Genomic DNA, 22576 nt, shown 5'->3' on the forward strand with positions numbered 1-22576 from the left:
CTTTTATGTCGAATCAAATGGAATATAAATGCCCGGCATGCGGAGGGGCGCTTGCCTTTGACTCAGCAAGCCAGCAGCTGAAATGCCCGTTCTGCGACAGTGTTTACGAGCTGGACCGGTTTGAGCAGCAGCCCGGTTCTGCACCGCAGGCTCAGCCGGGCGAACAGGATGCATCCGGTGGTATGAACTGGAATGAGGATCCCGGCAGTGGATGGGCTGCAGGCGAAACAGATGATATAAGTGTTTTCTCCTGTAATTCGTGCGGTGGGGAGATCGTATGTGAAGATACGACCGCTTCTGCAACCTGCCCTTACTGTGGAAATCCGGTAGTGTTCAAGGGAAAGCTTTCCGGCATGTTAAAGCCGGACTGCATCATACCGTTCAAGCTTGATAAAAACCAGGCAAAAGAAGCGTTGAAGCGGCATGTTGACCGTAAAAAGCTTGTGCCGGCTCTTTTCAAAGATAAAAATCATATCGATGAGATCAAGGGTGTGTACGTTCCTTTCTGGCTGTTTGATGCGCAGATAGCAGCAAATATCAGCTACAAGGGAGAACGGACACGTACATGGAGCGATGCGGAGTACAAGTATATCGAACATAATTATTACAGGATATACCGGGCGGGATATGTGGCATTCGACCAGGTCCCGGTGGATGGATCTAAAAAGATGGCAGATGATCTGATGGAATCCATCGAACCGTTTGACTTCTCAGAGGCGGTGGATTTCAAAACGGCTTATCTGGCCGGATTCATGGCAGATAAATACGATGTGGATGCGGAAACAAGCATCAAGACTGCTAATGCGCGTATCCGATGGAGCACGGAGGATGCTTTCCAGAGCACGGTGCAGGGATTTACAGGCGTGACTGCAGAAGAATCCTACATAAATCTGCAAAATGGTGTTGCCAGATATGCTCTTTATCCTGTCTGGCTGCTCAACACAAAGTGGAACGGGAACGACTATATCTTTGCCATGAACGGGCAAACCGGGAAATTTGTTGGAGATCTTCCGTTGGATCAAAAAGCCTACTGGAGGAATTTCGCTATCCTGGGAGGTATATTCAGTATAGCTGCAAGTGTTCTGGCCTTTCTGGCAGACTACATGCTTTTCTAGGAGGTGGCAGAGATGAAAAATAAAGCAATCACGATCATAATGGCTCTGCTGCTGACACTGGGGTTAGCTGCGGGTTCAAGTTTTGCTGCAGAGAAAACGTCATATTTTATGGATGATGCATCCATCGTTTCTTCGGAAACCCAGAAGGAAATCGATTCACGCCTTGCTGATATCTCGAAGGCACAGAACTGTGGCGTGTATCTTATGACTACAGATGATTTTCAGGGGATGACTCCACAGGAGTTCGCAGATTTCGTATATGATGAAAACGGCATGGGGTATGGATCTTCTCACGACGGTATTATTCTGGTCTTGAATTACGATTCAGGCGACTGGGCCATCAGTACGACGGGAAGCGGCATCGATATCTTTACGGATGCAGGACAGGAATATCTTATGGAGAAGGTCACTAAAGACCTCCGAGAGGACCCTCCTGCAGCGTTTTCTGTATATGCTGACCAGTGTGAAGATTTCATAATACAGGCGGCAAACGGGAAACCGTACGATGTCGGCAATATGCCGAAAGACTTTAATCTGTTGATCGATATCCCTATCGGTATCGTGATCGGACTTCTGATCGCATATGCCATAGTAAAAAGACAGAAGGATGCTTTAAAAAGCGTGCATCGCAGGGTAACGGCCAGGGAATACATGAGACCGGGAAGTCTTAAGCTGACAGCCCAGGATGAGCAGTATCTGTACAACACAGTAGATCGTATTAAGAAAGAAACTTCATCTTCGTCCGGCGGCAGCAGCGGCGGCAGTACGACACACGTAAGTTCGTCAGGAACGACCCATGGAGGCTCTTCCGGAAAGTTTTAGAGGTGCAGCATATGACAGATGTAAAAAAAGTTATCGCTTTGAACCGTCTTCGTGCACAGATGCTGGACGAAGAGATTTCTCCGGCGCAGAAACAATACTATCTGGAACTGGCGCAGTGGCTTGAAAATCAGAATATACAGACTGCAGAGGAAGCAACGGAAAGCATCAAAAATACACCTTATTACGACGGGGCTGCTCTGGCAAAAGAGCTGGACGGGATCCACCTCAGGATACGTGCGGCACGCGAACTGGGGTATGAAGATGTGGAGAAGATCCATCTGCAGCGACGTGAAAAGCTTCTTTCAAAGGGGCTGCAGGCATATGCTTTTTCACAGGAATGGATAGACGATTACAACAGGGCGCAGGAGGCATCGGTCCGGTATATGGAGCGAAAGGAAGTCTTCGGACGTATCTTCCGGGCTTACATCCGCATCTGTGGAAGCCCGCAGCGGGAGCACCGTCTGGAAGCGGTCAGGGATCTGAAGGCGGCTCTTTCTGATCTGGAACAGATGGGTGTAACATTTGAAGAACTGGTGCATCAGAAAGCATACAGGCAGCTGACAATGACCACCGAAGAAGGGATGGCGCGTTTTATCGCTTTTGTCGAAGAATTCAGGAAAACGGGAACGGCCGCAGGTGCAGTGGATCTGAATCATTTAAAGGAAGAACAGGAAAGGATCGGTCGCTGGGCCAAGGAACATGCTGCACAGCTGATCGCTGTGGGAAAACAGGAACAGTGGGATCGTGCCAGCTGTATCGCTGTACCGTCTGATGATCCGATGGGGTATGATTTTATCGCCATGAAGGAGGTGAAGGTCTGATGGATATGATTTGGCAGGCAACTCTGGACGGGTATGTGAAGCTGCTCTATGACAATGATCCCCAGGGGCCTTTGCTGGAAAGCATCCGCGATTTCGAAAAACGATTCTGCCAGGTTGCAGAGGAAAACACCGGCAACACGGATGTGGCAGGGGTGCTGAGCCGTACAGGGCTTCAGGATGAATATAACCGGCTGTACATGGCATCTATCAACAGAAACAATGACTACAGTGCCGTTTCGGCGGAGGATCAGCCGCAGGTATTCGATTATCAGAAAGAACAGCGGCTGCCTACTGTTCATGAGTTTTTAAATAACTACAGACTTGTGTATGAGGAAATAAGACCGAATGCCAGAGAAGCAACAAACAAGGCCTATGAAAAGCTGTTCGAAGTGGAGAATCGAACGGATGATCTGATCGAAGCACAGATGATCATAGAACGGGAGAAGCTGATCCTGAATACGGTGATCGCAGATTACAAGGAACTGGCTGAGGACTTTCTCAAGGCAGCAGATCCAAATTATGAGATCACATCTTCTGTTGTAAAGCTGTCGGCAGGAGCCTACGCTTCCGCAAACAGCCTTGATGAGATCACTTATATGGGCGAGATCGCCCGAGGCAAAGCTGATGATCTGGCGGTCCAGAATCTTGTAAAAGTAGAGCTGATGGTGCAGTTCATGTCGTTGATATACGCCTGGGAGCATACGAAGCGAAAGGTCCGGGAGGGAGGTCCCCGCATCGGAGAATTCGCACAGGCCATGGTCGTGACTCGCGAGAAGACACGATCCTGCTACAGATTTATGAGCCGTGACATGGGGATAGACTTCGATAAAATGGAAAGCACTCCATTTTATCGTATCATGCTCTTGAACCCTAAAGGGCTTGATGAACTGTGGCGTATCAAAAAGGTAATGCATCCGGATAATATCAAGGCGTCGAAGTACGTTCTTTTCGAAGAGATCCTGACGGACCGGAGCCTGGAGGATATCCTGCTCTCTCCGCAGAAGCAGCCGTATCACGAGCCGGTCGATACGATCCACGATGATCCGGGACTGGATGACGAGTACCTGGCTATTGCTGCAGAGCTCAACAAGGATATCCCGTATTTTCGCAGAAACAGGACCGATGCTGAGCTTCGTGAGCAGCGAAAGGCTGCAAAGGATGGCTTTTCGTCAGAAAAGCTTTTGCAGAACATGAAGCAGCTGAATCAAAAGCTTTCTCAGGGAGCAGGCGGAGTGCCTGCAGGGACGACGGGAGGATTTACCGGTGGTCTAAAAAACATGAGTCCGGATATGAAGAAGTCATTTGGAAAGAGTGCTGCGAAAGGCGCAGCGGCTACGGCTGCAAAAGAAGTGGGGCGCGGTCTTTTGCGAGGGCTTTTCCGAAAATAAGAGTCTTTGACATACTTCAGATCTGTCCGGAAGATGAAGAGTCAGTGACATATCAGCTGGAACAGACAGCTTTCAGCTGGATGTATATAAATCGTTAAAGAAATAAGAGAACAAGAGGTGATGAAATGAAAAAGAAATTACTGATGATAGTTATGGCAATGGTCCTGTGCTTCGCACTGGCAGCCTGCGGAGGCGGCGGCGACAAGGAAAAGGACGACGGCATCGATCCGAATGCAACTGTTACCAAGGAGCAGTATGATGAGCTGAGCGACAGCAAGTGGTATGAGATGTCTCCGGAAGAAATGGAACAGTTCCTGGGCGTAAAGTATGTTGAAGATGAAGAGTCTACCAAGGACTGGGGAGATGGATACCTGGTAGTCGACTTCCCGGGTCCGGATGATGATTCCCGTCTTCACGTGCTGTTTAAAGATGAAGAAGGGGACGGCAACATGACCGCAACCAGCATGAGTCCGACTGGTCAGCTGATTGGTGACTGATGAAGCTGCAGCGGAGACAGCATTTATAGTATCTTAATTTAGAAGCGCAAAAGGCGGGGCTGTATGGGATCATATGGCTCCGCTTTTTCAAAAGGAAAAGGAGGGACATATGAGAGGTGAATTCAGGGCGCTGACCATTATGGTCACGGCATTTGTAATGATATTTGTGTTCGCCGGATGTGGCGACTCTGCGAAATCTGTCAGGGGAGAAACCTTTGACGGCGGAAACATAGAAGTTTTCGTTCCTGAGGGCTGGAAAGCCTTTCACGGTGCGGATACCTTCGGTGATTATGATGAAGGGTATGATCCCAATGTAGTAAGCATCGGCAAAGGGGCAGACAGCGAGCTGGATTTGTTCAGCAAACCGATGATGCATATTACATATTCCGGAAAGAACAGAACTCTAAGCATGCCGTCTAAGGAACTGTACAAGGACGGAAAAGATATCGAGGATATCAGGACAGACGCTCATACATGGAGGGGATATACTGCAACGAGCGTAGGATATCCGATCGCAGTACTGTTCACAGAAGACGGTGATGAACAGATCCAGGTGGCAGTCACACTGGAAAACGGTGATGAGAAAATAAGCCTGGAGGATGCGGATGTGCTGGCGATACTGGAAGGGATCAAGGTAAAAAAATAGACTGCCGGACAGTGCATTATTGATTAAGTATGATTTAAAATAACAGACTGGTGAAAAACCTGTATCTTTTTTAACATAACCTTAACATAAGCTTAACGTTACTCCCCTTTTTTTAATATAGCTTTAACAATATAATTTGATTTAGAGGATCGAACGAAAGTATATTACCTTTTTTCGGGAATGCTGTTGATAGGGGGAAAAATGAATACAGAAATACTTAAAATAGTACTGCAGCTGCTTGGAGGTCTGGCACTGTTCATCTACGGGATGAACTTCATGAGTGACGGTCTGCAGAAAGCCGCCGGCGACAAGATGAAAAGCATCCTGTCACTTCTTACGAGGAATGTCTTTATCGGAGTGCTGGCAGGAGCCGCAGCGACAGCCGTGCTGCAGAGCAGCGGAGCTGTGACCGTGATGGTCATAGGTTTTGTATCGGCGAAGCTGATGAATCTGAAACAGGCGATAAGCATAATAATGGGAGCAAATATCGGTACGTGTATAACGGCGCAGCTCGTTGCATTTCAGATCGGGGATTATTCCTGGGCATTCGTCATCGTCGGATTCATAATGTACTTTTTCCTGCCTAAATATGAAAAGGTCAGGGATTTCGGACAGGCTATATTCGCATTCGGAATACTGTTCTCAGGTCTTAATATCATGGCGGCGGCCATGGAGCCTCTGGCACAGAGTCCTGTATTTTCTGATCTGATGCTGAAAGTTTCAGACGTACCGGTGCTGGGTATCATAGTCGGAGCAGTGATGACTACCATAGTACAGAGCAGCTCTGCCTCCATCGCGGTCCTTCAGAATCTGGCTGCGACTGCGGGACCTGACGGTGTAACGAGTATCATAGGTCTGGCGGGAGCGATACCGATACTGTTCGGGACCAATATCGGTTCGACCACTACTGCGCTGCTGGCATCGATAGGCGGCACGGTAAACGCCAAGAGGACAGCGATCTCGCATACGATATTCAATGTCGTGGGGACACTGATATTTATATGGTTCACACCGTATATCGCGGATTTTGTGATGATGATATCACCGAGCGGAGACGAGCTGAACGTGATATCGAGGCAGATAGCGAATGCGCATATGTGCTTCAATATAGCGACCACTATAGTCTTCCTGCCGCTTATAAATGTGCTGGTCAAGGTCGTTACGAAGATCGTTCCGGGAGACGATCAGGAAAAGAGCCCGATGGAGACAGTATATCTGGACTACAACGTGCTGGAGCAGCCGTTTGCAGCTATTTACCTTGCAACTAAGGAACTGGCAAGAATGGCTGAGATGACAGCTGCGATGATCGTTGAGACAAAGAAGGCATTTCTGGGCAACGATCTTGAAACCGCTCACAAGGTAATAGAGACAGACCTTATAATAAACAACCTCAGGGACAAGATCGTAAAATATCTTTCATCGATATTCCCTGTTGAAACTGTTACGGAACACCAGTCCGTAACGATATCAGGACTGATGCATGTGGCGTCTGATATAGAGCATATAGGTGACAACTGCAAGGATATAGCAAATTTTGCAGTGGACAAGATAACTAAGGGATACAGCTTTTCGGATTCCGCATGTGCAGAGATATATCAGTGCTTTGATCATGGGAGCAAGATGGTCAGCGATTCGATAGAGGCGCTGAATACGGGCAATACTCTTCTGGCAAGGCATGTAAAGGAACAGCAGGAGGAAATGGCGGACATGGAGGAACACCTCAGGGAAAAGCATATGAGGCGTCTGAACAAGAAACAGTGTTCTCCTGAGTTTTCCGTAGTGTATACGGACATCGTCAATGATCTGAAGAAGATAGGCGATAACTGCGACAATATCGCCAATGCAGTGCTCAAGGACATAAACTTCAGAGCTATAAAAGATGATGGCGAGAAACATTCGTGACAAAGTGCCGATCGCTTACAGTGTGCAGACGGGATAAAAAAACAGAAAAAGCGTATAGCAGACATATATGATAAAACGGCAGCCGGACGAGGCTGCCGTTTTACGCATGCTTTACATTGAATGTCTGAGCCTTTACATAAAATTAACGACGAGTTAACTTACAGAAGCTTTCCGCCTCACCGATATGAATCTAATATTTAATGCAGAGAAAACAATAGTAGATAAATACTGTTTACAGGTGAGGTGTAGAACAATGAACAATGAAACTGTACAGATGATAATAACGCTGCTCGGCGGGCTGGCGCTGTTTATCTTCGGAATGAATTTTATGAGTGATGGCCTGCAGCGGTCTGCAGGTGACAAAATGAGGAACATCCTGGCGATGCTTACGAGAAACCCTGTTATGGGGGCGTTAGCCGGTGCGCTGGTCACCGCCGTGCTGCAGAGCAGCAGTGCGACAACCGTAATGGTGATCGGATTCGTCAGCGCAGGACTGATGAAGCTGCCGCAGGCGATAAGTGTTGTACTGGGTGCGAATATCGGAACGACTATCACAGCTCAGCTGATAGCATTCGATATAGGCGACTATGCATGGCTGTTCGTGGCGACAGGATTCATAATGTACTTCTTCTTCAAAAAGAAAGAATTGATTTCATACATAGGACAGACTGTATTCGGGTTCGGGGTCCTGTTCGTGGGAATAAATATAATGAGTGACACGATGAAACCGCTGGCGGCTTCACAGGTGTTCGTCGATCTGATGATGCAGGTGCATGATATACCTGTACTCGGCGTGCTGCTGGGAACATGCATGACTGTCGTTGTACAGAGCAGCTCAGCGACTATAGCTGTCCTGCAGAATCTGGCGTCTACAGCAGGACCTGATGGCGTAACGAGCATAATAGGCCTGCAGGGAGCGCTGCCGATACTGTTCGGAGACAATATAGGAACGACGATCACAGCGGTGCTTGCATCGATAGGAGCGTCGGTGACGGCAAAGAGGACTGCGGCAGCACACGTTATATTCAATCTTACGGGAACTCTGCTGTTCATCTGGTTCATACCTTACTATGCAAAGTTCATACAGTTCATATCGCCGTCAGGTGCTGAGGTCGATGTGATATCAAGGCAGATCGCGAATGCGCATCTCTGCTTCAATCTGTTCAATACCATATGGTTCCTGCCGCTTATAGGCGTTCTTGTAAAGGTCGTTACCAAGATCGTTCCGGGCAAAGAGCTGGACAGACTGCCGTCGGACCCTGTATATCTTGATAATAATGTGCTGGAACAGCCGTTCGCTGCGATCCATCTGGCTGTACTTGAGCTTGTGAGACTCGGCAAAATGACGTTCAGCATGATCGTCGATTCACAGAAGGCATTCATAGAAAACGACAGTGAAGCAGTGAAGAGAGTCATGGAGACTGAAGATACTGTCGATGAACTTCAGGGAAAGATACTGAATTACCTTTCGGCTATGGTGTCAAATGACAGCAATACAGAGGAGCAGGGACTGGAGATATCTCACCTGATGCACATTGCAGCGGATATAGAGCATATAGGAGATCACTGCAGGAACATTGCAGAATTTGCAGATGAGAAAATAAAGAAGTCATACGAATTCTCCGATGAGGCATATTCTGAAATATACAGCTGTTTCGATCTGGCAAAGCGTATGGCCGATGACAGTGTGACTGCGCTTGAAAAGGACAGCAGGGATATAGCAGAGGGAGTGACCCGACTTGAAAAGAGCATGAACGCAAGAGAGAAAGAGCTGAGGGCACATCACATGGTAAGATTGACGCAGAAGAAATGTTCTCCTGAATTCACCGTGATATACACAGACGTGATACATGATATAGAGAAGATCGGCGATTACTGCACGAATATTGCAGACGCGGTGATAACAAATACAAATTTCAATGCAGTGAAGTCTAAAGTTGAGTAAAGCAGGAAAAAATGTTATAATAACATAAAAGTAGCATATTTCTAACAAAGACCTGGGAGATATTCATTTATGAAGAAAATTCTTATCATAGAAGATGAACCGAATATACGTGAGCTGATACTTTACAATCTGAAGACAAACGGTTATGACGGTATCGCTTCTGAGGACGGGATAATGGGCATAACTATGGTACACAGGGAAAAGCCCGACCTGATCCTTCTGGATATAATGCTTCCGGGAAAGACAGGGTATGAAATATGCAGAGAGCTGAGAGACGAAGGCAATAATACGCCTATAATAATGATCACGGCCAAGACTGAAGAGGTCGACAAGGTTATGGGACTTGAATACGGCGCCGATGATTACATATCAAAGCCGTTCGGTATACGTGAGCTGATGGCCAGAATTAAGGCAGTGCTCAGAAGGTATGAGGCTACTGCAGATCTTGGCGGCTCGAGCGATACAGTGATATCGGTCGGAGATCTTAGCATAAACGTGGAGTGCCATGAAGTGAAGATCAGAGACCGCAGCATCGATCTTACGCTGAAAGAATTCGAGCTGCTGCGCTATCTGGTGGAAAACAGAGGCCACGTGTTTACAAGGGATCAGCTGCTTAACAGCGTATGGGGAATAGACTATGCAGGGGAGACGAGGACTGTGGATGTCCATATACGTCACCTGCGCCAGAAGCTTTCGGACGGCGACAACGATGAGCAGTATATAGAGACTATCCGGGGAAAAGGTTATAAGGTGAAATGAAAAACAGATTTTTAGCGCTGATATTCGAGGCGGCGTCGATAAATTTCCTGGCGATATTTTTTACATGGAAGCTGTATATAGTACCGGGCGCTAACAGCGCTCATGCCGATATACTGAGCATTGCCGGAGGCAGCATAAGTGTGCTTTCCGCAGTATACGTAGCAGTCATGGCGGCAGTGGCTGTCCAGGGATACTTCTGGATAGTGAAGCCGTATTCACTGAAACTCAGGCAGATGGAGAAAGCCATGGAGGAAAGCAAAACGGCAGAGGCGATAAGAAAGGAGTTCGTGGCAAATGTGAGTCATGAGCTGAAGACTCCGCTGACATCTATTTCCGGTTTTATCGAGACACTGCAGGACGGCGCAGCTGAAGACCCGGAGATAAGGACTAAATTCATAGATATAATAGCTATCGAGACGGCACGTCTGAAGCGACTGATACAGGATCTTCTGGTGCTGTCAGACATAGAAAACAAGCGCAGCACGGAACACGACATGTTCAATGTGAGCGAGGCTGTTGCCGATACGCTGGAGACGCTCGATCCCATAGCGGAGAAAAAGGATATAGAGATAATAACCGATATGGATAGATCGGCGGAGATCAGCGGATCAGTCGACCGGTTCAGACAGATGATAGTGAATCTCGTCGAAAACGCTATAAAGTATTCGGATGAACACAGCCATGTCTGGGTGAAGGTCTATAATGAAAATGACAAAACAGTAGTGAGTGTCAGAGACGAGGGCATAGGTATTGCGCCGGAGCATCATGACAGGCTGTTTGAACGCTTTTACAGAGTAGATAAATCAAGGTCCAAGAAAGCCGGAGGCACAGGTCTCGGCTTATCTATCGTAAAGCATATAGCGGTTCTTTTCGGAGCGGCTTTAAAGGTAGAGAGTCAGGTCGGCAAGGGGACTGAGTTCTTTGTGATATTTGACAGAGAGGAGACAGATATTTCTTAACATACAGAAGGGAGGAGTTCTTTGCATCTTGACAATCTGATTTCAGATCTGGCCCTGATCCTGATCGTGGCAGGAATAGTAACTCTTATATTCAGGAAAATAAAGCTGCCTGTAGTTTTAGGCTATATCGTTGCCGGCTTTCTGATAAGCCCGCATTTTTCATACATGCCTACAGTTGTGGAGGTCGCAGATATAGAAGTCTGGGCCAACATAGGTGTAGTCTTTCTTATGTTCGGACTTGGACTGGAATTCAGCTTTAAAAAGCTGGCAACAGTCGGAGGCAGCGCGGTGATAGTGGCAATGACGGTCATGCTGTCGATGATATTCATCGGTGCAGGTGTCGGATATATGCTTGGATGGGCGAAGATGGACTGCATCTTTCTCGGAGGGATGCTGTCGATGTCATCGACGATGATAATACTCAAAGCATACGAGGAGTACGATCTGAAGGAAAGACGTTTCGCGCAGCTGGTGCTCAGCACGCTCGTGATAGAAGACATTGCGGGTATATTCATGATGATAATACTGTCGACTATCTCGGTCAGTCAGGCGGCATCCGGGGTGGCGACATTCAAAGAGATAGGACTTCTGCTGATGTATCTTGTAATATGGCTGATACTCGGCATATACCTGATACCGAGCTTTCTCAACAAGGTATCCAAGCTGATGAACGACGAGCTGATGGTGATCGTGTCGCTGGCGATATGCCTTGGCATGGTGGTGATAGCGGATTTCATCGGGTTTTCAGAGGCGCTGGGCGCATTCATGGCAGGGTCGATCCTGGCAGGAACGGTGCGTGCAGGCTATATAGAAAGGCTCACGAAACCTATCAAGGATCTTTTCGGCGCGGTATTTTTCGTGTCTGTGGGAATGATGATACAGCCGGAGCTGCTCGTGAAATATATAGGACCTATCCTGATAATAACTGTTGCGACGATACTGGGTCAGATGATATTCTCGACGATCGGCATACTTCTTTCCGGTCAGTCGCTGCACACGGCGATAAGAGGAGGCTTCAGTATGGTTCAGATAGGAGAATTCTCTTTTATCATCGCTACACTGGGATCGAGTCTGGGAGTGATCAGTGACTTCCTATATCCGGTCGTAGTGTGTGTATCCGTGATCACGACGTTCACGACACCTCTGTTCATCAAGAATTCAGCAAGTGTGTATAAATTCCTCGATGAAAAGCTGCCGGATAAGCTGTGGGTATTCATCAAGAAAAACACTTCAGAAGACCGGAGTAACAAGGATAAGGATGAAGACTGGTCGAAATACATCAAGAAGGTGTTGTCCAGGACGCTCATCTGTTCGGTAGTCATGTATATAATATACTGGTTAGGCATACAGGAGCTGAAGCCGCTTGTAGACACGTATGTATCTTCGGAGATATTTGCCGATCTGATAACTGCGGTAGTGACATGCGGCGTGATGATCCCGTTTATAAGCATGATGCATGGAACGAACGATGCGCTGTTCATAAAGCTGTGGCTCAAGCAGAGATCCAACAAGCTTCCGCTGCTCACGCTCAAGACGGTCAGGATACTGATAGCTGCATGCTTTGTAACTCTGGTGCTCAGAAAGATATATCACATACCGTTCGTGATACTGCTTCTTCTGTCAGCAGCAGCAGTAGTACTGCTTATCAGATCGGATTATTTAAAAGGCGTGACGATAAACATGGAGCTCCGTTTCATGGAAAATTTCTCGGAGCGCACTCTTGCCAAGCAGAAGCGAGAAAGAGGCAGAGACGAGAAGTACAGCTGGCTGAACGAAGAACTGCTGGTTGCTGAATTTCAGGTGACCGATACAGTTGAAAACAAGACGATCTACGACTTTACAAAGAGCAGAGCCTTCAGAGTAACTATAATAAAGATCATAAGAGGTGACAAGTATATCAATCTGCCGACTCCTGATGAAGTAGTACTCGAGGGAGATATACTTCACATGATGGGCACAAGTGCGGAAATCGACGCCTGCACGATACTGCTGGAAAAAGATGAGTGTATCGAATACACGGACAGGGACGACATAACTCTCAAGGATTATATTTACGGGCAGACTTTCTATGGAATAGCGCCTGAAAAGCAGCTGATATGCTGTCCGATCAATGTGAGCCAGGGTTCGGAGTTCAGCAGGAAATCAATAAAGAATTCCCATATGCGCGACAAGTACAGAGGTACGATCATAGGTATTGAGCGTGGCAACCTCACTATACTGAATGTGGATATCGATACGATCATACAGCCGGGTGATCTGATATGGACGCTCGGCGGCAAACAGATGGCGGATCTGCTGATAAAAGGCAATGTTCTCGACAGTGTATAAGCGCATAACTGAGGCGTTTCGACAGAAAAATCAATTAAAAATACCAACCGGGCCTATATGACAGGCAGGTTGGTATTTGTTATTTTTGCAAGTATCAGTCAAATCAGTCAAGCTGATTTTGGTGCCGCAGTACATCTGCTTTATGGCGGTGCGTATGGTTTGAGACCGCATCCAAAGGATCCAGCTCAGGTATCAGTTCGACGACGATATCCTCGTATTCACCTTTGAGTCTGGAGACGATCGCATCATGTGCCTCTTTCAGCTCTGAAATGCTGATAAGGTCGTTTTCCTGAGTCACATATATATCTATCCATACCTTTCTGCCGGTCTTCACTACATCCAGAAAATCTATCTGAAAGCCGAACCTGTCCAGGATCTCTCCTGAGATCGAACGTATCTTTTCGATGCTCTCCTTTTTAGGTGCAGCCAGTATGATGCTCCTGACAGCATCCCATATCATGACGATCGGTTCTTTAGCAAGTATAACGGCCATTACCGCAGCGATCACAGGGTCTATATACGGGCATATCCATGAAACAGACGTCTGCTGGAGCACCAGCTGTATCAGGAACGCCAGTCCGACTCCGCCTGTGCTGTACGCATCGAGCTTCCATATATAAAGCTCAGCATTCACTGTAGGTGATGAAAAATGTTTGTTCATATGTCTGAGCACGAAGAACATCGCGATACATGAAACCGATATGAACAGCTCGAATGCTGCCACTGCGCCGGCGTTTACAAGATGGCCGCCGCCTGTGATGAGCTTGATGCTGTCTGCCAGAAGCTGTATGTCAAGAAACAGCAGGAGTCCGCATTTTATGACTATGAATAGCGATTCCACCTGCGAAAACCCGTACGGCCATTTTTCCGTTACAGGTTTGTAAAGCTTCGGGATCAGGATCATGAACGGCCCCAGCATGGCCAGGTCCACCAGGTCATAGATACAATCCATCAGGACTGCCTGAGAATGTGTGAGAACAGCAGCCGCTACCTCCGACAGGAGAAACAGGGTGCTGCCGACAAAAGATAGTCTTAAAATTTTCTTTTCTGATTTTAGATGCTGATTTCTGTTAATATTATGTGATGCTATACTGTCATCCACAATTTCACTCCTTCCATTGATTTGTCAGTTTAAAAATGGAGTCATACTGCAAAAGTGCAGTTTTTCTCTTTTTATAATTATACAACACATTCAAAGTACTATTTTGCTGTTTTTTATGATAAATACGACCGAGATGATCCGGAGCTTTCAAAACAAGCATGATGAGCTATTAGGATTGACTTTTTACAGGGAAGTAGGGTAAAATCAAATTATGACTAAGGAGTGAAAATTATGACTTTTTTGATAAGCAGTGTGTATACTTTTTTATATGTAGCAGTCATAATAATGGGCGGCATCACGATGACGCTTATGCTGATCCTCAACATAAGAGAAAAGGACAGAAAGCACAGAGCTGTTTTTCTTTTCGTATGTTCGATATTTATATTTATGATACTCGATTTCATAACGTATTATTTTATGTCGGAGTTCGCATCAGGCAGCGTCGTGTTCGCGCTTATCACGCTGTCAGATACGTTTTTCTGCATACTTACAACAGCGTGGGTATATGCGCTTATAGTCCTTATAAATGCTGAAAAGACGATAAATGTAAAGCAGGTCTGCATCATATCGGCTGTATACCTTGTGCTTTCACAGATACTTTCGATCTTTGAGGGGCGATATGACACTTATGCGCTGCATATGGAGCATGTCTCGGGGAAGGTGATCCTTCAGGCTCTCAACACGGGGTACGTGTGTTTTATAATAGCAGTGAGCATAAGGTGCATATATATGCTGATGAAAAAATACCGGAAAAGCAGGTATCGCACGCTTACGCTTGTGATGGCGCTTCTTCTGGTCGGATATATGCTGTGGATCGTATACTGGGATTACAGCACCTGGTACAAATCAGAGGAGAATCTGATGGAAATATACGGAGGTGACCCGCTGATCCTGATGTATGCGATATTCAATGCGGCGTCGATATACTATTTTTACAAGAAGGATCCGCTGAAGATACGATCTGCGCAGGTGGCTACGGATGAAGCGGTCGGGATCATCTCGGACCGGTATGAGCTCTCCGGAAGAGAAAGGGAAGTGCTGCTCCTTCTGAACAGAGGACTCAGCAATCCTCAGATAGCAGCTGAGCTTTCAATATCCGAGAATACCGTGAAACGCCACGTCAACAATATCTTCCGAAAAACGGAGACTCAGAGCAGACATGAAATAATCGTGAAAGTCTCGAATCTTAAATAAACTGATATGCAGATATCCATATGCCCGGCTTGCCGGGTATTTTTTGTACCATAAAAGTGCAGCAGTCCGCAAAAGTATGACGCATATGGAACTGCGGACTTTTGCATGAGGCGGCCGGACGTGCCGTTCAGGTGCAGTTCTTTGTATAAAAATGATCTTTTGGTTCCAAAAACATGAATAACACCATTGTGCTATTGCAAAAAATTCAGAAATTACAGTAAAATCATGACATGAAAGGCAGACGACAGGCGGTGCAGCTGCCGGAAATGCTTTGAAGAGGAGGTGGAACTTAAGCGTATATGCTGCAAACAGGAATCATATCATATTTTTAAACAGGAGAAAGTAAATGGAACAGAGACTAACGATGAACGGTGTTGCCGGATTGAAAAAATATGACGTCAAAGTTACCGGCATAGTATTCATGCTTTACTGTCTGGTAGGTGCAGGTGCATTCGGTATAGAGGAGATGATACCGGAAGCAGGTCCGGGGATGACTCTGATACTGCTGATAACATTTCCGATCGTATGGGCTTACCCTATAAGCAATCTTGTGGCTGAGTGCGGTGCGGTGCTCCCGTCGGAAGGCGGAGTGTACGTCTGGGTCAGAGAAGCCTTCGGAGAGTTCTGGGGATTCCAGGCGGGCTGGTGGGGAACGGTGTCTACATATATAGCGAACGGGACATATGTGTCGCTCGTTGCAGGGTATGTGAGTCAGCTGATACCGATGTCGCCGCTGGCGGATCAGGTGCTGAAGATAGGAATGGTGCTGATATTTACAGTGATAAACCTGCTTGGCATAAAAGAAGTGGAAAAAGTCAGCACGACGCTTTCCGTAATGATACTGCTGGCATTCATGCTCGTTGCGGCAGTCGGATTCATCAACTGGGAAACAAATCCGATGATGCCGGTGATACCACCTGACTACAACATACTCGACGGGCTGAGCGGCGGGATCTGCATCTGTGTATGGATGTACTGCGGTTATGAATGTATCTCTAACATGGCAGGAGAAGTGAAGAATCCTCAGGTCATACCTAAGGGACTGCTGATAGCGATGCCTCTCGTGGCGCTGACATATATACTGCCAACGCTGGGAGGTCTGGCATGCATGCCTGAAGGCTCGTGGATGAACTGGTCGACAGAGGGCGGATTCGGCAGTGACAATGTGGGCTATGCCACGATACTGACGACACATCTCGGCTCGGTATGGGGATATATATTCCTGGTGATAGCGATAATTTCACAGTGCGCGATATTCAACACGTATCTGGCTTCGGGATCGAGAGGATTTTTCGTGCTGGCTGATGACCGTCTGTGCCCTCAGTTCCTTGTTAAGGTAAGCAAGAATAGAGGCGTTCCTTATGTAGGTATATTATCGCTTGCAGTCGTTACAGTGATACTGGCGCAGTCGGATTTCACGACACTCGTGAATATTGAAGTAGTGTTCATACTTGCGCTTTACATAATACTGTCGGTCGCAGTTATAAAGCTGAGAAAATTATATCCTGTAGAGGAGCGAAGAGCCAGAGGACTTTACGTGATGCCTGGAGGAAAGGCAGGGCTGGCATTTTTCGCAGGGATGCCGATACTGATAGCGGTGATAGCGCTTCTCGTGAACGGAACTGATTATCTGTTCGTAGGACTTGTGGCTACAGCTACAGGCCCGGTGGTATATCTGATCGTGAAGCGTATATACGGCGGGATGTACAATATGGATCCGCAGAAGCATCCGATCAACCGCAGGACGAAGCTGGCGTTCGGAGATACGCTGAGGATAGGTGTATATATGATGGTGACAGGCGCATTTGCATTCATCGGGCAGCTGTGGCTCAGATGGTACGAAGTTGAATATGGCGAATGGAGCGCAGATGACTATGATATGTTCGGAGAGTATATACCTGATATCCTGAACATCCTGAAATGGGGCGGACTGATCCTGGCGGCGGCAGGAATAGTGCTGGCGCTGGTAAGCAGAGTCATTGAGAAAGATGAGTATAGGAAGAATGGCTGAAAGGAGAAATGAAATGGGTAAGAAGATCTTAGTATTGGGGACGGGAGCACAGGGCTCTACGGTTGCACAGAGGATGGACGAAGAACCTAATGTGGAAAAAATCATATGCGCAGATGCAGATCATAAAGCTGTTGATGAGCTTGTAAAGATCCTTAAAAAGGCTGAAGGAAGATATGTGGATGCGAATGATACCGAAAGCATCATAAAGGCAGCAGAAGGCGTAGACCTTATAGTCAATGCGCTTCCTATCAGATTTGCCCCTAATGTACTGGATGCAGCTCTCGCAGTGAAGGCGAACTATCAGGATTTTGCGGCAACAGACGTGCTGGATGAATGGTGGCCTAAGTGTGTTGAGATCATGTATGATGAATATGGAAAGAAATTCGCAGATATCGGGAAGCTGGCGATAATAGGTACTGGCTCGGCGCCGGGAATGATGTGTGTTGCGACTAAGAGCAGCATGAGATATCTTGATACATGTGATGATATCCTGATGATGGTATACGAGGGTGTTGAAGCGAAGAGATTCCTGCCATTCTGGTGGTCACCGTTTACTGCACTTTCAGATATGACAGATCCTACATTTGCACTTAAGGACGGGGTTCTGGTAGAGACAGAACCGCATTCGCTGCCGGTGACAAGGCACTTTAAGGGATGTGAAAAAGAAGTTACTCTGGTGGAGCATGCACATGATGAGACTGTGTACATGGGACTTAACAAGGATACGCACTTCAAGGGAGCGAAGAATATAAACTTCAAATACGGAGGAGTGGGCATAGAGTTTTCGACACCGCTTTATAGAGCCGGACTCCTGAAAAGAGAAGAAGAGACTTATAAAGGACATACATTTATACCGTTTGATGTGATCGTGTCACACCTTCCGCCTGCACCTAAGTATCATGACGAGATCAAGGAGATACTGGATGAAGGCCTTGTGAAGGATGAAGGAGCTTTTGTAGTAGAAGCGACAGGAACAAAGGATGGAAAGAAGGTAATGGTGGAGACATATCTCTATGCTCCGGGCTGCGAAGAATCGTTTGCCAGAGCGGGCATCACCGGAGAGCAGTATCTGACAGGACAGTGCGGATCGCTGTTCACGAAGATGTTCGTAAACGACGATTACGACCAGACAGGGCTGCTTTCATCAGATATGCTTACGTACGAGGAATGCGACAAGTACATAGCCTATGCGGCTGCACTCGATATAACTCTGGAGACAGAAGTCAGAGCACTGTAAAAATCCGGTCTTCGGGTGCTGTAAGCGCACTGTAAAAATTTCATATCTTCGCCGGTTGCAAAAATATTCCCGAAGTGATATTATTGGAAGGACTGGTTTAAGACCCTTAAATCGTTTGTATTTAAGGGTTTTTTATGCTAAAAAATATTTTAGGACTAATTGGAGGAAAAAATGAATTATGAAATCGTTGCCTTTATAGTTTACTTTCTGGTAGTTCTGGCTATCGGAATCGTATTCTTTATAAAGGGCAAAGGAACCGGGGAAAAGGAATATTTCCTGGGAGGAAGAAGCATGGGACCGTGGGTGACAGCGCTTTCCGCACAGGCTTCGGATATGTCGGCATGGCTTCTGATGGGACTTCCGGGAAGTATCCTGGCTTTTGGATTCGGTCAGATGTGGATCGGAATAGGTCTTGGACTCGGAACCATAGCGAACTGGATATTTGTAGCAAAGAGACTCAGGAAATTCTCGAGAGCTTCAAATGACGCTATAACGCTGCCGCAGTATCTGTCGAACAGGTTCGCATCGTCGAGTCCTGCGCTGCAGATAATCTGTGCAGTGATATTCTTCGTATGCTTCACGATATACGTTGCATCAAGCTTCGTTGCCGGTACATCGGTGTTCACTACCGTGTTCCCGGGATTGTCGGATCGTGCTGCTATGACTATATTCGCACTGATAATACTGGTATATACATTCCTTGGCGGCTTCAAGGCCGTTTGCTGGACTGACTTTTTCCAGGGATTCCTGATGCTGTTCGCGCTGCTGGCAGTGCCGATCGTTGCAGTGGTTACGCTTGATATGGACACTTCCGCGCTCGGAACTGTGTACACATATACTGACGCAGTGAGCGGCAAGGTGGTAGAGTGTGCATTCGGAACCGGCGTGTTCGATGCAAGTATCAATGATATACTGTCGGGGCTGGCGTGGGGGCTCGGCTACTTCGGTATGCCTCACATCCTCGTTAGATTCATGTCGATAGAAAAGCCGTCGATGATAAAGAAGAGTGCTACGGTGGCGATAATCTGGGTAATACTGTCTCTTACTGCTACATGTCTCATCGCATACTTCGGAAGAATGGTGCTGGCAGAAGAGCTGCTCACTACGGGATCGCAGAAGATGGTGTTCATCGCATTCATCAGAAAGATGTTCCCTGGACTGATCGCAGGCTTCCTGCTGTCGGCGATAATCGCAGCATCGATGTCGACTGCCGACTCGCAGCTGCTCGTAGCATCAAGTTCGTTCACTTCGGATATATACAAGCCTATATTCAGAAAGGATGCTTCGGATAAGGAGATCCTCTGGGTAGGCCGTATCATCGTGCTCATCGTTGCGGTAATCGCATATTTCATCGCGTCGAGCAAGGGATCCGGTGCACAGGCTATAATGGATATGGTGGAAAACGCATGGGGCGGCTTCGGTTCGGCATTCGGACCTGTAGTCCTGCTGTCGCTGTTCTGGAGACGATTCACATACAGAGGTGCAGTTGCAGGTGTTATAGGCGGTGCGGCTGTCGATGTGCTCTGGTATGTATTCCTTTCGGATTCGACAGGAATATACGAACTGCTTCCGGGCTTCATCGCAGGACTGATTGTCGCAGTGATCGCTTCACTGATCGACAAGAAGCCGTCAGATGCTGTCACGGCAATCTATGACAGGGCGACAGACAAGAGCTTAGACGATTAGTACATATCCGCAAGGATAATGGAGGAACCAAAATGACTAATTTTTATGTTACATACAGTTTTTCGGATGAAAATACACGCAGAAAGTTCTATGAAGAGGTAAAGGCAGAAAAAATAGGTGAAAAAACGAGAGTTGAAGACGGATGTATAAGATATGCGTTCTTCTTCGATGCCGATCGCGATGACAGAATGTTCCTCTGGGAGCAGTGGGAAAGCAGGGATGCGCAGAAGAAACATCTGCAGCAGCCGCATTTTGCGACGCTTTCAGAGCTGAAGGCAAAATACGTGCTCGATACGGAGATACTGGTGGAAGACCAGTACAGCAAATAGATGAGTATAAAACTGGTCGCAGTCGATATGGACGGGACGCTTCTCAGCAGTGCGAATGAAGTTCCGGAGGATTTCATACCGTGGGTGCACAGCCATCCGGATATCAGGACTGTGATCGCAAGCGGCAGACAGTATTTTACGCTGGAGCACGATTTCAGGGAAGCCGTCGACAGTCTGATATTCATCGCTGAGAACGGCGCGCTGGTGTTCGAACACGGAGAGATGATCTACAGAGATGTGATGGAAGAGCAGGACATAATAAAGTGCCTTGATATCATCGCTGGCATACCTCATGCTCATCCGATACTGTGCGGTGCAGAGTCCGCATATCTCGTGGAAAGTGCAGACGGCGGCAAAAACGGCGCTTTGCTTTACTATAAGAGGCATGCTTTCGTCAAGAATATGGAAGCGCTCAAAGAGATGGTACATCGGGATTCGATAGTAAAAATCGCGATATACTTTGACATAGATGCAGCCGAAAAGTCATCTGAAGTGTTCAGCGGCATCGGAAAGCATCTCAGCGCAGTGGTATCCGGGAGCAACTGGCTCGACATTTCAAATGCATCTGTCGATAAGGGGAACGCTATAAGGCAGATCCAGGAAAGATACGGGATAACAGCGGAAGAATCGATGGCTTTCGGCGATTATCTCAATGATCTCGGGATGATGCATGCGTGCGGTGAGAGCTACTGCATGAAAAACGGTCATCCGGAGGTGATGAAGGCGGCGCGCCATACGGCGGAATCGAATGATGACGACGGCGTGATGAAGGTGCTCAGAACGCTGTGAGGGATCAGCACGGCATATATTACAGAAATCAAAAAGCTTGTATCTCATGAAATGCAGGGATACAAGCTTTTTCTTTCTATGAGCTCTTTTCTGTACGATGAAGTATCGCGCTATCTGTTCTTGAATTCAGCGTCTCTTCTCTCGAGGAAAGCTTTCATTCCTTCGATCCTGTCTTCTGAGCAGAACGGAACGGTGAACGCTTCGCTTTCAAGTGCGACAGCTGTAGGCACGTCAAGCATAGCGCCCTTGTTGATGATGTTCTTTGCAGTCTTTATCGCGATAGGAGCCTTGCTCATGATAGTTCTGGCGATCTCTTCGCATGCAGGGATGAGTTCGTCCGGAGCAGTGACCTTTTCGACGAGGCCGAGTCGGTGAGCTTCTTCAGCGCCGATCAGCTCAGCTGTCATGATCAGGTATTTTGCCATGCCTTTGCCGATGAGTCTCTGGAGCCTCTGAGTACCGCCGAAACCAGGTATGATACCGAGGTTGACTTCAGGCTGTCCGAATTTTGCTTTTTCGGAAGCGATGCGGATATCGCAGGCCATCGCGAGCTCGCATCCGCCGCCGAGTGCGAAACCGTTGACTGCCGCGATGACAGGTTTATCGATAGCTTCGATAAGATCCATGACGCCGGCACCGTATTTTATCATATCATGGCCTTCTACACCTGTGAGCTGTGACATCTGGGCGATGTCGGCTCCTGCAACGAACGCTTTGCCGTTACCGGTGAGGATAGCCACTTTTACTTCAGGATCGTCATTGACCTGTTCGAACACAGAATGCAGTTCTTTGAGCACTGTCATCGATATCGCATTGAGCGCTTCCGGTCTGTCGATCGTGATGTAGCCGATGTTGTTTTTTACTTCATACTTAAGAGTCTCAAACATGATTTTTTACTCCTTTCCTGATGTATGCAGAATACACATTTTTTAACTTTAACGATAACCTGTTAACATATTAGTACGCGGAATTCAGCATGTCAATAATTTAAAAAATTCTTTCAATTATTAGTAGACAATATTCAGAAAAGCCACTATAATATATAC

The 22576-nt window shown here is 47.1% G+C and carries 19 protein-coding genes; 17 read left to right on the forward strand and 2 right to left on the reverse strand.

The window, feature by feature from the left end; genetic code table 11:
- The first annotated feature begins 5 nt into the window (after positions 1 to 5).
- The 11 genes from OCV59_RS08610 to OCV59_RS08660 all read left to right on the forward strand — a co-directional run bounded on the left by OCV59_RS08610 (position 6) and on the right by OCV59_RS08660 (position 13182).
- The gene (locus OCV59_RS08610; protein WP_147594086.1) at positions 6 to 1115 is read left to right on the forward strand and encodes a hypothetical protein; all 1110 of its coding nucleotides are present in this window, start codon (positions 6 to 8) and stop codon (positions 1113 to 1115) included.
- 12 nt (positions 1116 to 1127) lie between these two features.
- On the forward strand, positions 1128 to 1937 hold the full coding sequence (locus OCV59_RS08615; protein WP_147594087.1) for a TPM domain-containing protein: 810 nt from the start codon (positions 1128 to 1130) through the stop codon (positions 1935 to 1937).
- An 11-nt stretch (positions 1938 to 1948) separates the two neighbouring features.
- Positions 1949 to 2758 carry a hypothetical protein gene (locus OCV59_RS08620; protein ID WP_147594088.1) on the forward strand — a complete coding sequence of 270 codons (810 nt, stop codon included), beginning with the start codon at positions 1949 to 1951 and terminating at the stop codon, positions 2756 to 2758.
- Complete coding sequence (locus OCV59_RS08625; protein ID WP_147594089.1) at positions 2758 to 4146, forward strand: hypothetical protein; 1389 nt, start codon at positions 2758 to 2760, stop codon at positions 4144 to 4146. The genes OCV59_RS08620 and OCV59_RS08625 overlap by 1 nt, the downstream gene beginning before the upstream one ends.
- 125 nt (positions 4147 to 4271) lie before the next feature.
- Complete coding sequence (locus OCV59_RS08630) at positions 4272 to 4643, forward strand: hypothetical protein (protein ID WP_147594090.1); 372 nt, start codon at positions 4272 to 4274, stop codon at positions 4641 to 4643.
- Positions 4644 to 4752: 109 nt separating this feature from the next.
- Positions 4753 to 5289, forward strand: coding sequence for a hypothetical protein (locus OCV59_RS08635; RefSeq protein ID WP_147594091.1), 537 nt, complete (start codon positions 4753 to 4755; stop codon positions 5287 to 5289).
- 201 nt (positions 5290 to 5490) lie between these two features.
- Complete coding sequence (locus tag OCV59_RS08640; RefSeq protein ID WP_262584247.1) at positions 5491 to 7191, forward strand: Na/Pi cotransporter family protein; 1701 nt, start codon at positions 5491 to 5493, stop codon at positions 7189 to 7191.
- A 253-nt stretch (positions 7192 to 7444) separates the two neighbouring features.
- Positions 7445 to 9136: a Na/Pi cotransporter family protein gene (locus OCV59_RS08645; protein WP_147594093.1), complete on the forward strand. Its 1692-nt coding sequence runs from the start codon at positions 7445 to 7447 to the stop codon at positions 9134 to 9136.
- A gap of 69 nt (positions 9137 to 9205) precedes the next feature.
- Positions 9206 to 9895 carry a winged helix-turn-helix domain-containing protein gene (locus OCV59_RS08650; protein ID WP_147594094.1) on the forward strand — a complete coding sequence of 230 codons (690 nt, stop codon included), beginning with the start codon at positions 9206 to 9208 and terminating at the stop codon, positions 9893 to 9895.
- Positions 9892 to 10854, forward strand: coding sequence for a sensor histidine kinase (locus OCV59_RS08655; RefSeq protein ID WP_147594095.1), 963 nt, complete (start codon positions 9892 to 9894; stop codon positions 10852 to 10854). Before OCV59_RS08650 ends, OCV59_RS08655 begins: the two co-directional genes overlap by 4 nt.
- Before the next feature lie 21 nt (positions 10855 to 10875).
- Complete coding sequence (locus OCV59_RS08660) at positions 10876 to 13182, forward strand: cation:proton antiporter domain-containing protein (protein ID WP_147594096.1); 2307 nt, start codon at positions 10876 to 10878, stop codon at positions 13180 to 13182.
- Positions 13183 to 13285: 103 nt separating this feature from the next.
- Here the strand turns inward: OCV59_RS08660 and OCV59_RS08665 are convergent, their stop codons facing one another.
- Entirely contained in the window at positions 13286 to 14284 is a 999-nt protein-coding gene (locus OCV59_RS08665; protein WP_262584249.1) for a cation transporter, read from the reverse strand.
- A gap of 231 nt (positions 14285 to 14515) precedes the next feature.
- Between OCV59_RS08665 and OCV59_RS08670 the strand changes: the two genes are divergently transcribed.
- From OCV59_RS08670 to OCV59_RS08695, 6 genes are all read left to right on the forward strand, one after another.
- Positions 14516 to 15478, forward strand: a complete 963-nt coding sequence (locus OCV59_RS08670; RefSeq protein WP_262584251.1) for a response regulator transcription factor — start codon at positions 14516 to 14518, stop codon at positions 15476 to 15478.
- A 346-nt stretch (positions 15479 to 15824) separates the two neighbouring features.
- Complete coding sequence (locus OCV59_RS08675) at positions 15825 to 17489, forward strand: APC family permease (protein WP_147594098.1); 1665 nt, start codon at positions 15825 to 15827, stop codon at positions 17487 to 17489.
- A 13-nt stretch (positions 17490 to 17502) separates the two neighbouring features.
- On the forward strand, positions 17503 to 18726 hold the full coding sequence (locus OCV59_RS08680) for a saccharopine dehydrogenase family protein (protein ID WP_262584253.1): 1224 nt from the start codon (positions 17503 to 17505) through the stop codon (positions 18724 to 18726).
- Positions 18727 to 18897: 171 nt separating this feature from the next.
- A complete protein-coding gene (gene putP, locus OCV59_RS08685; protein WP_147594100.1) occupies positions 18898 to 20412 on the forward strand; it encodes a sodium/proline symporter PutP in 1515 nt (504 codons plus the stop codon).
- A gap of 32 nt (positions 20413 to 20444) precedes the next feature.
- Complete coding sequence (locus OCV59_RS08690; protein ID WP_147594101.1) at positions 20445 to 20741, forward strand: putative quinol monooxygenase; 297 nt, start codon at positions 20445 to 20447, stop codon at positions 20739 to 20741.
- The gene (locus tag OCV59_RS08695; protein WP_147594102.1) at positions 20742 to 21530 is read left to right on the forward strand and encodes an HAD family hydrolase; all 789 of its coding nucleotides are present in this window, start codon (positions 20742 to 20744) and stop codon (positions 21528 to 21530) included.
- Positions 21531 to 21640: 110 nt separating this feature from the next.
- Here the strand turns inward: OCV59_RS08695 and OCV59_RS08700 are convergent, their stop codons facing one another.
- Positions 21641 to 22417 carry an enoyl-CoA hydratase-related protein gene (locus OCV59_RS08700; RefSeq protein WP_147594103.1) on the reverse strand — a complete coding sequence of 259 codons (777 nt, stop codon included), beginning with the start codon at positions 22415 to 22417 and terminating at the stop codon, positions 21641 to 21643.
- Positions 22418 to 22576: the final 159 nt, after the last annotated feature.

The organism is Brotomerdimonas butyrica (genome assembly GCF_025567305.1).
Taxonomy (GTDB): domain Bacteria; phylum Bacillota; class Clostridia; order Peptostreptococcales; family Anaerovoracaceae; genus Lentihominibacter; species Lentihominibacter butyricus.

Bases quoted from the DNA above. Each gene is read 5' to 3' on its own strand.
- OCV59_RS08655 (WP_147594095.1), top strand. From the start codon at position 9,892: ATGAAAAACAGATTTTTAGCGCTGATATTCGAGGCGGCGTCGATAAAT.
- OCV59_RS08645 (WP_147594093.1), top strand. From the start codon at position 7,445: ATGAACAATGAAACTGTACAGATGATAATAACGCTGCTCGGCGGGCTG.
- OCV59_RS08675 (WP_147594098.1), top strand. From the start codon at position 15,825: ATGGAACAGAGACTAACGATGAACGGTGTTGCCGGATTGAAAAAATAT.
- OCV59_RS08635 (WP_147594091.1), top strand. From the start codon at position 4,753: ATGAGAGGTGAATTCAGGGCGCTGACCATTATGGTCACGGCATTTGTA.
- OCV59_RS08690 (WP_147594101.1), top strand. From the start codon at position 20,445: ATGACTAATTTTTATGTTACATACAGTTTTTCGGATGAAAATACACGC.
- OCV59_RS08650 (WP_147594094.1), top strand. From the start codon at position 9,206: ATGAAGAAAATTCTTATCATAGAAGATGAACCGAATATACGTGAGCTG.
- OCV59_RS08615 (WP_147594087.1), top strand. From the start codon at position 1,128: ATGAAAAATAAAGCAATCACGATCATAATGGCTCTGCTGCTGACACTG.
- OCV59_RS08700 (WP_147594103.1), bottom strand. From the start codon at position 22,417: ATGTTTGAGACTCTTAAGTATGAAGTAAAAAACAACATCGGCTACATC.
- OCV59_RS08670 (WP_262584251.1), top strand. From the start codon at position 14,516: ATGACTTTTTTGATAAGCAGTGTGTATACTTTTTTATATGTAGCAGTC.
- putP (WP_147594100.1), top strand. From the start codon at position 18,898: ATGAATTATGAAATCGTTGCCTTTATAGTTTACTTTCTGGTAGTTCTG.
- OCV59_RS08630 (WP_147594090.1), top strand. From the start codon at position 4,272: ATGAAAAAGAAATTACTGATGATAGTTATGGCAATGGTCCTGTGCTTC.
- OCV59_RS08625 (WP_147594089.1), top strand. From the start codon at position 2,758: ATGGATATGATTTGGCAGGCAACTCTGGACGGGTATGTGAAGCTGCTC.
- OCV59_RS08610 (WP_147594086.1), top strand. From the start codon at position 6: ATGTCGAATCAAATGGAATATAAATGCCCGGCATGCGGAGGGGCGCTT.
- OCV59_RS08695 (WP_147594102.1), top strand. From the start codon at position 20,742: ATGAGTATAAAACTGGTCGCAGTCGATATGGACGGGACGCTTCTCAGC.
- OCV59_RS08620 (WP_147594088.1), top strand. From the start codon at position 1,949: ATGACAGATGTAAAAAAAGTTATCGCTTTGAACCGTCTTCGTGCACAG.
- OCV59_RS08680 (WP_262584253.1), top strand. From the start codon at position 17,503: ATGGGTAAGAAGATCTTAGTATTGGGGACGGGAGCACAGGGCTCTACG.
- OCV59_RS08640 (WP_262584247.1), top strand. From the start codon at position 5,491: ATGAATACAGAAATACTTAAAATAGTACTGCAGCTGCTTGGAGGTCTG.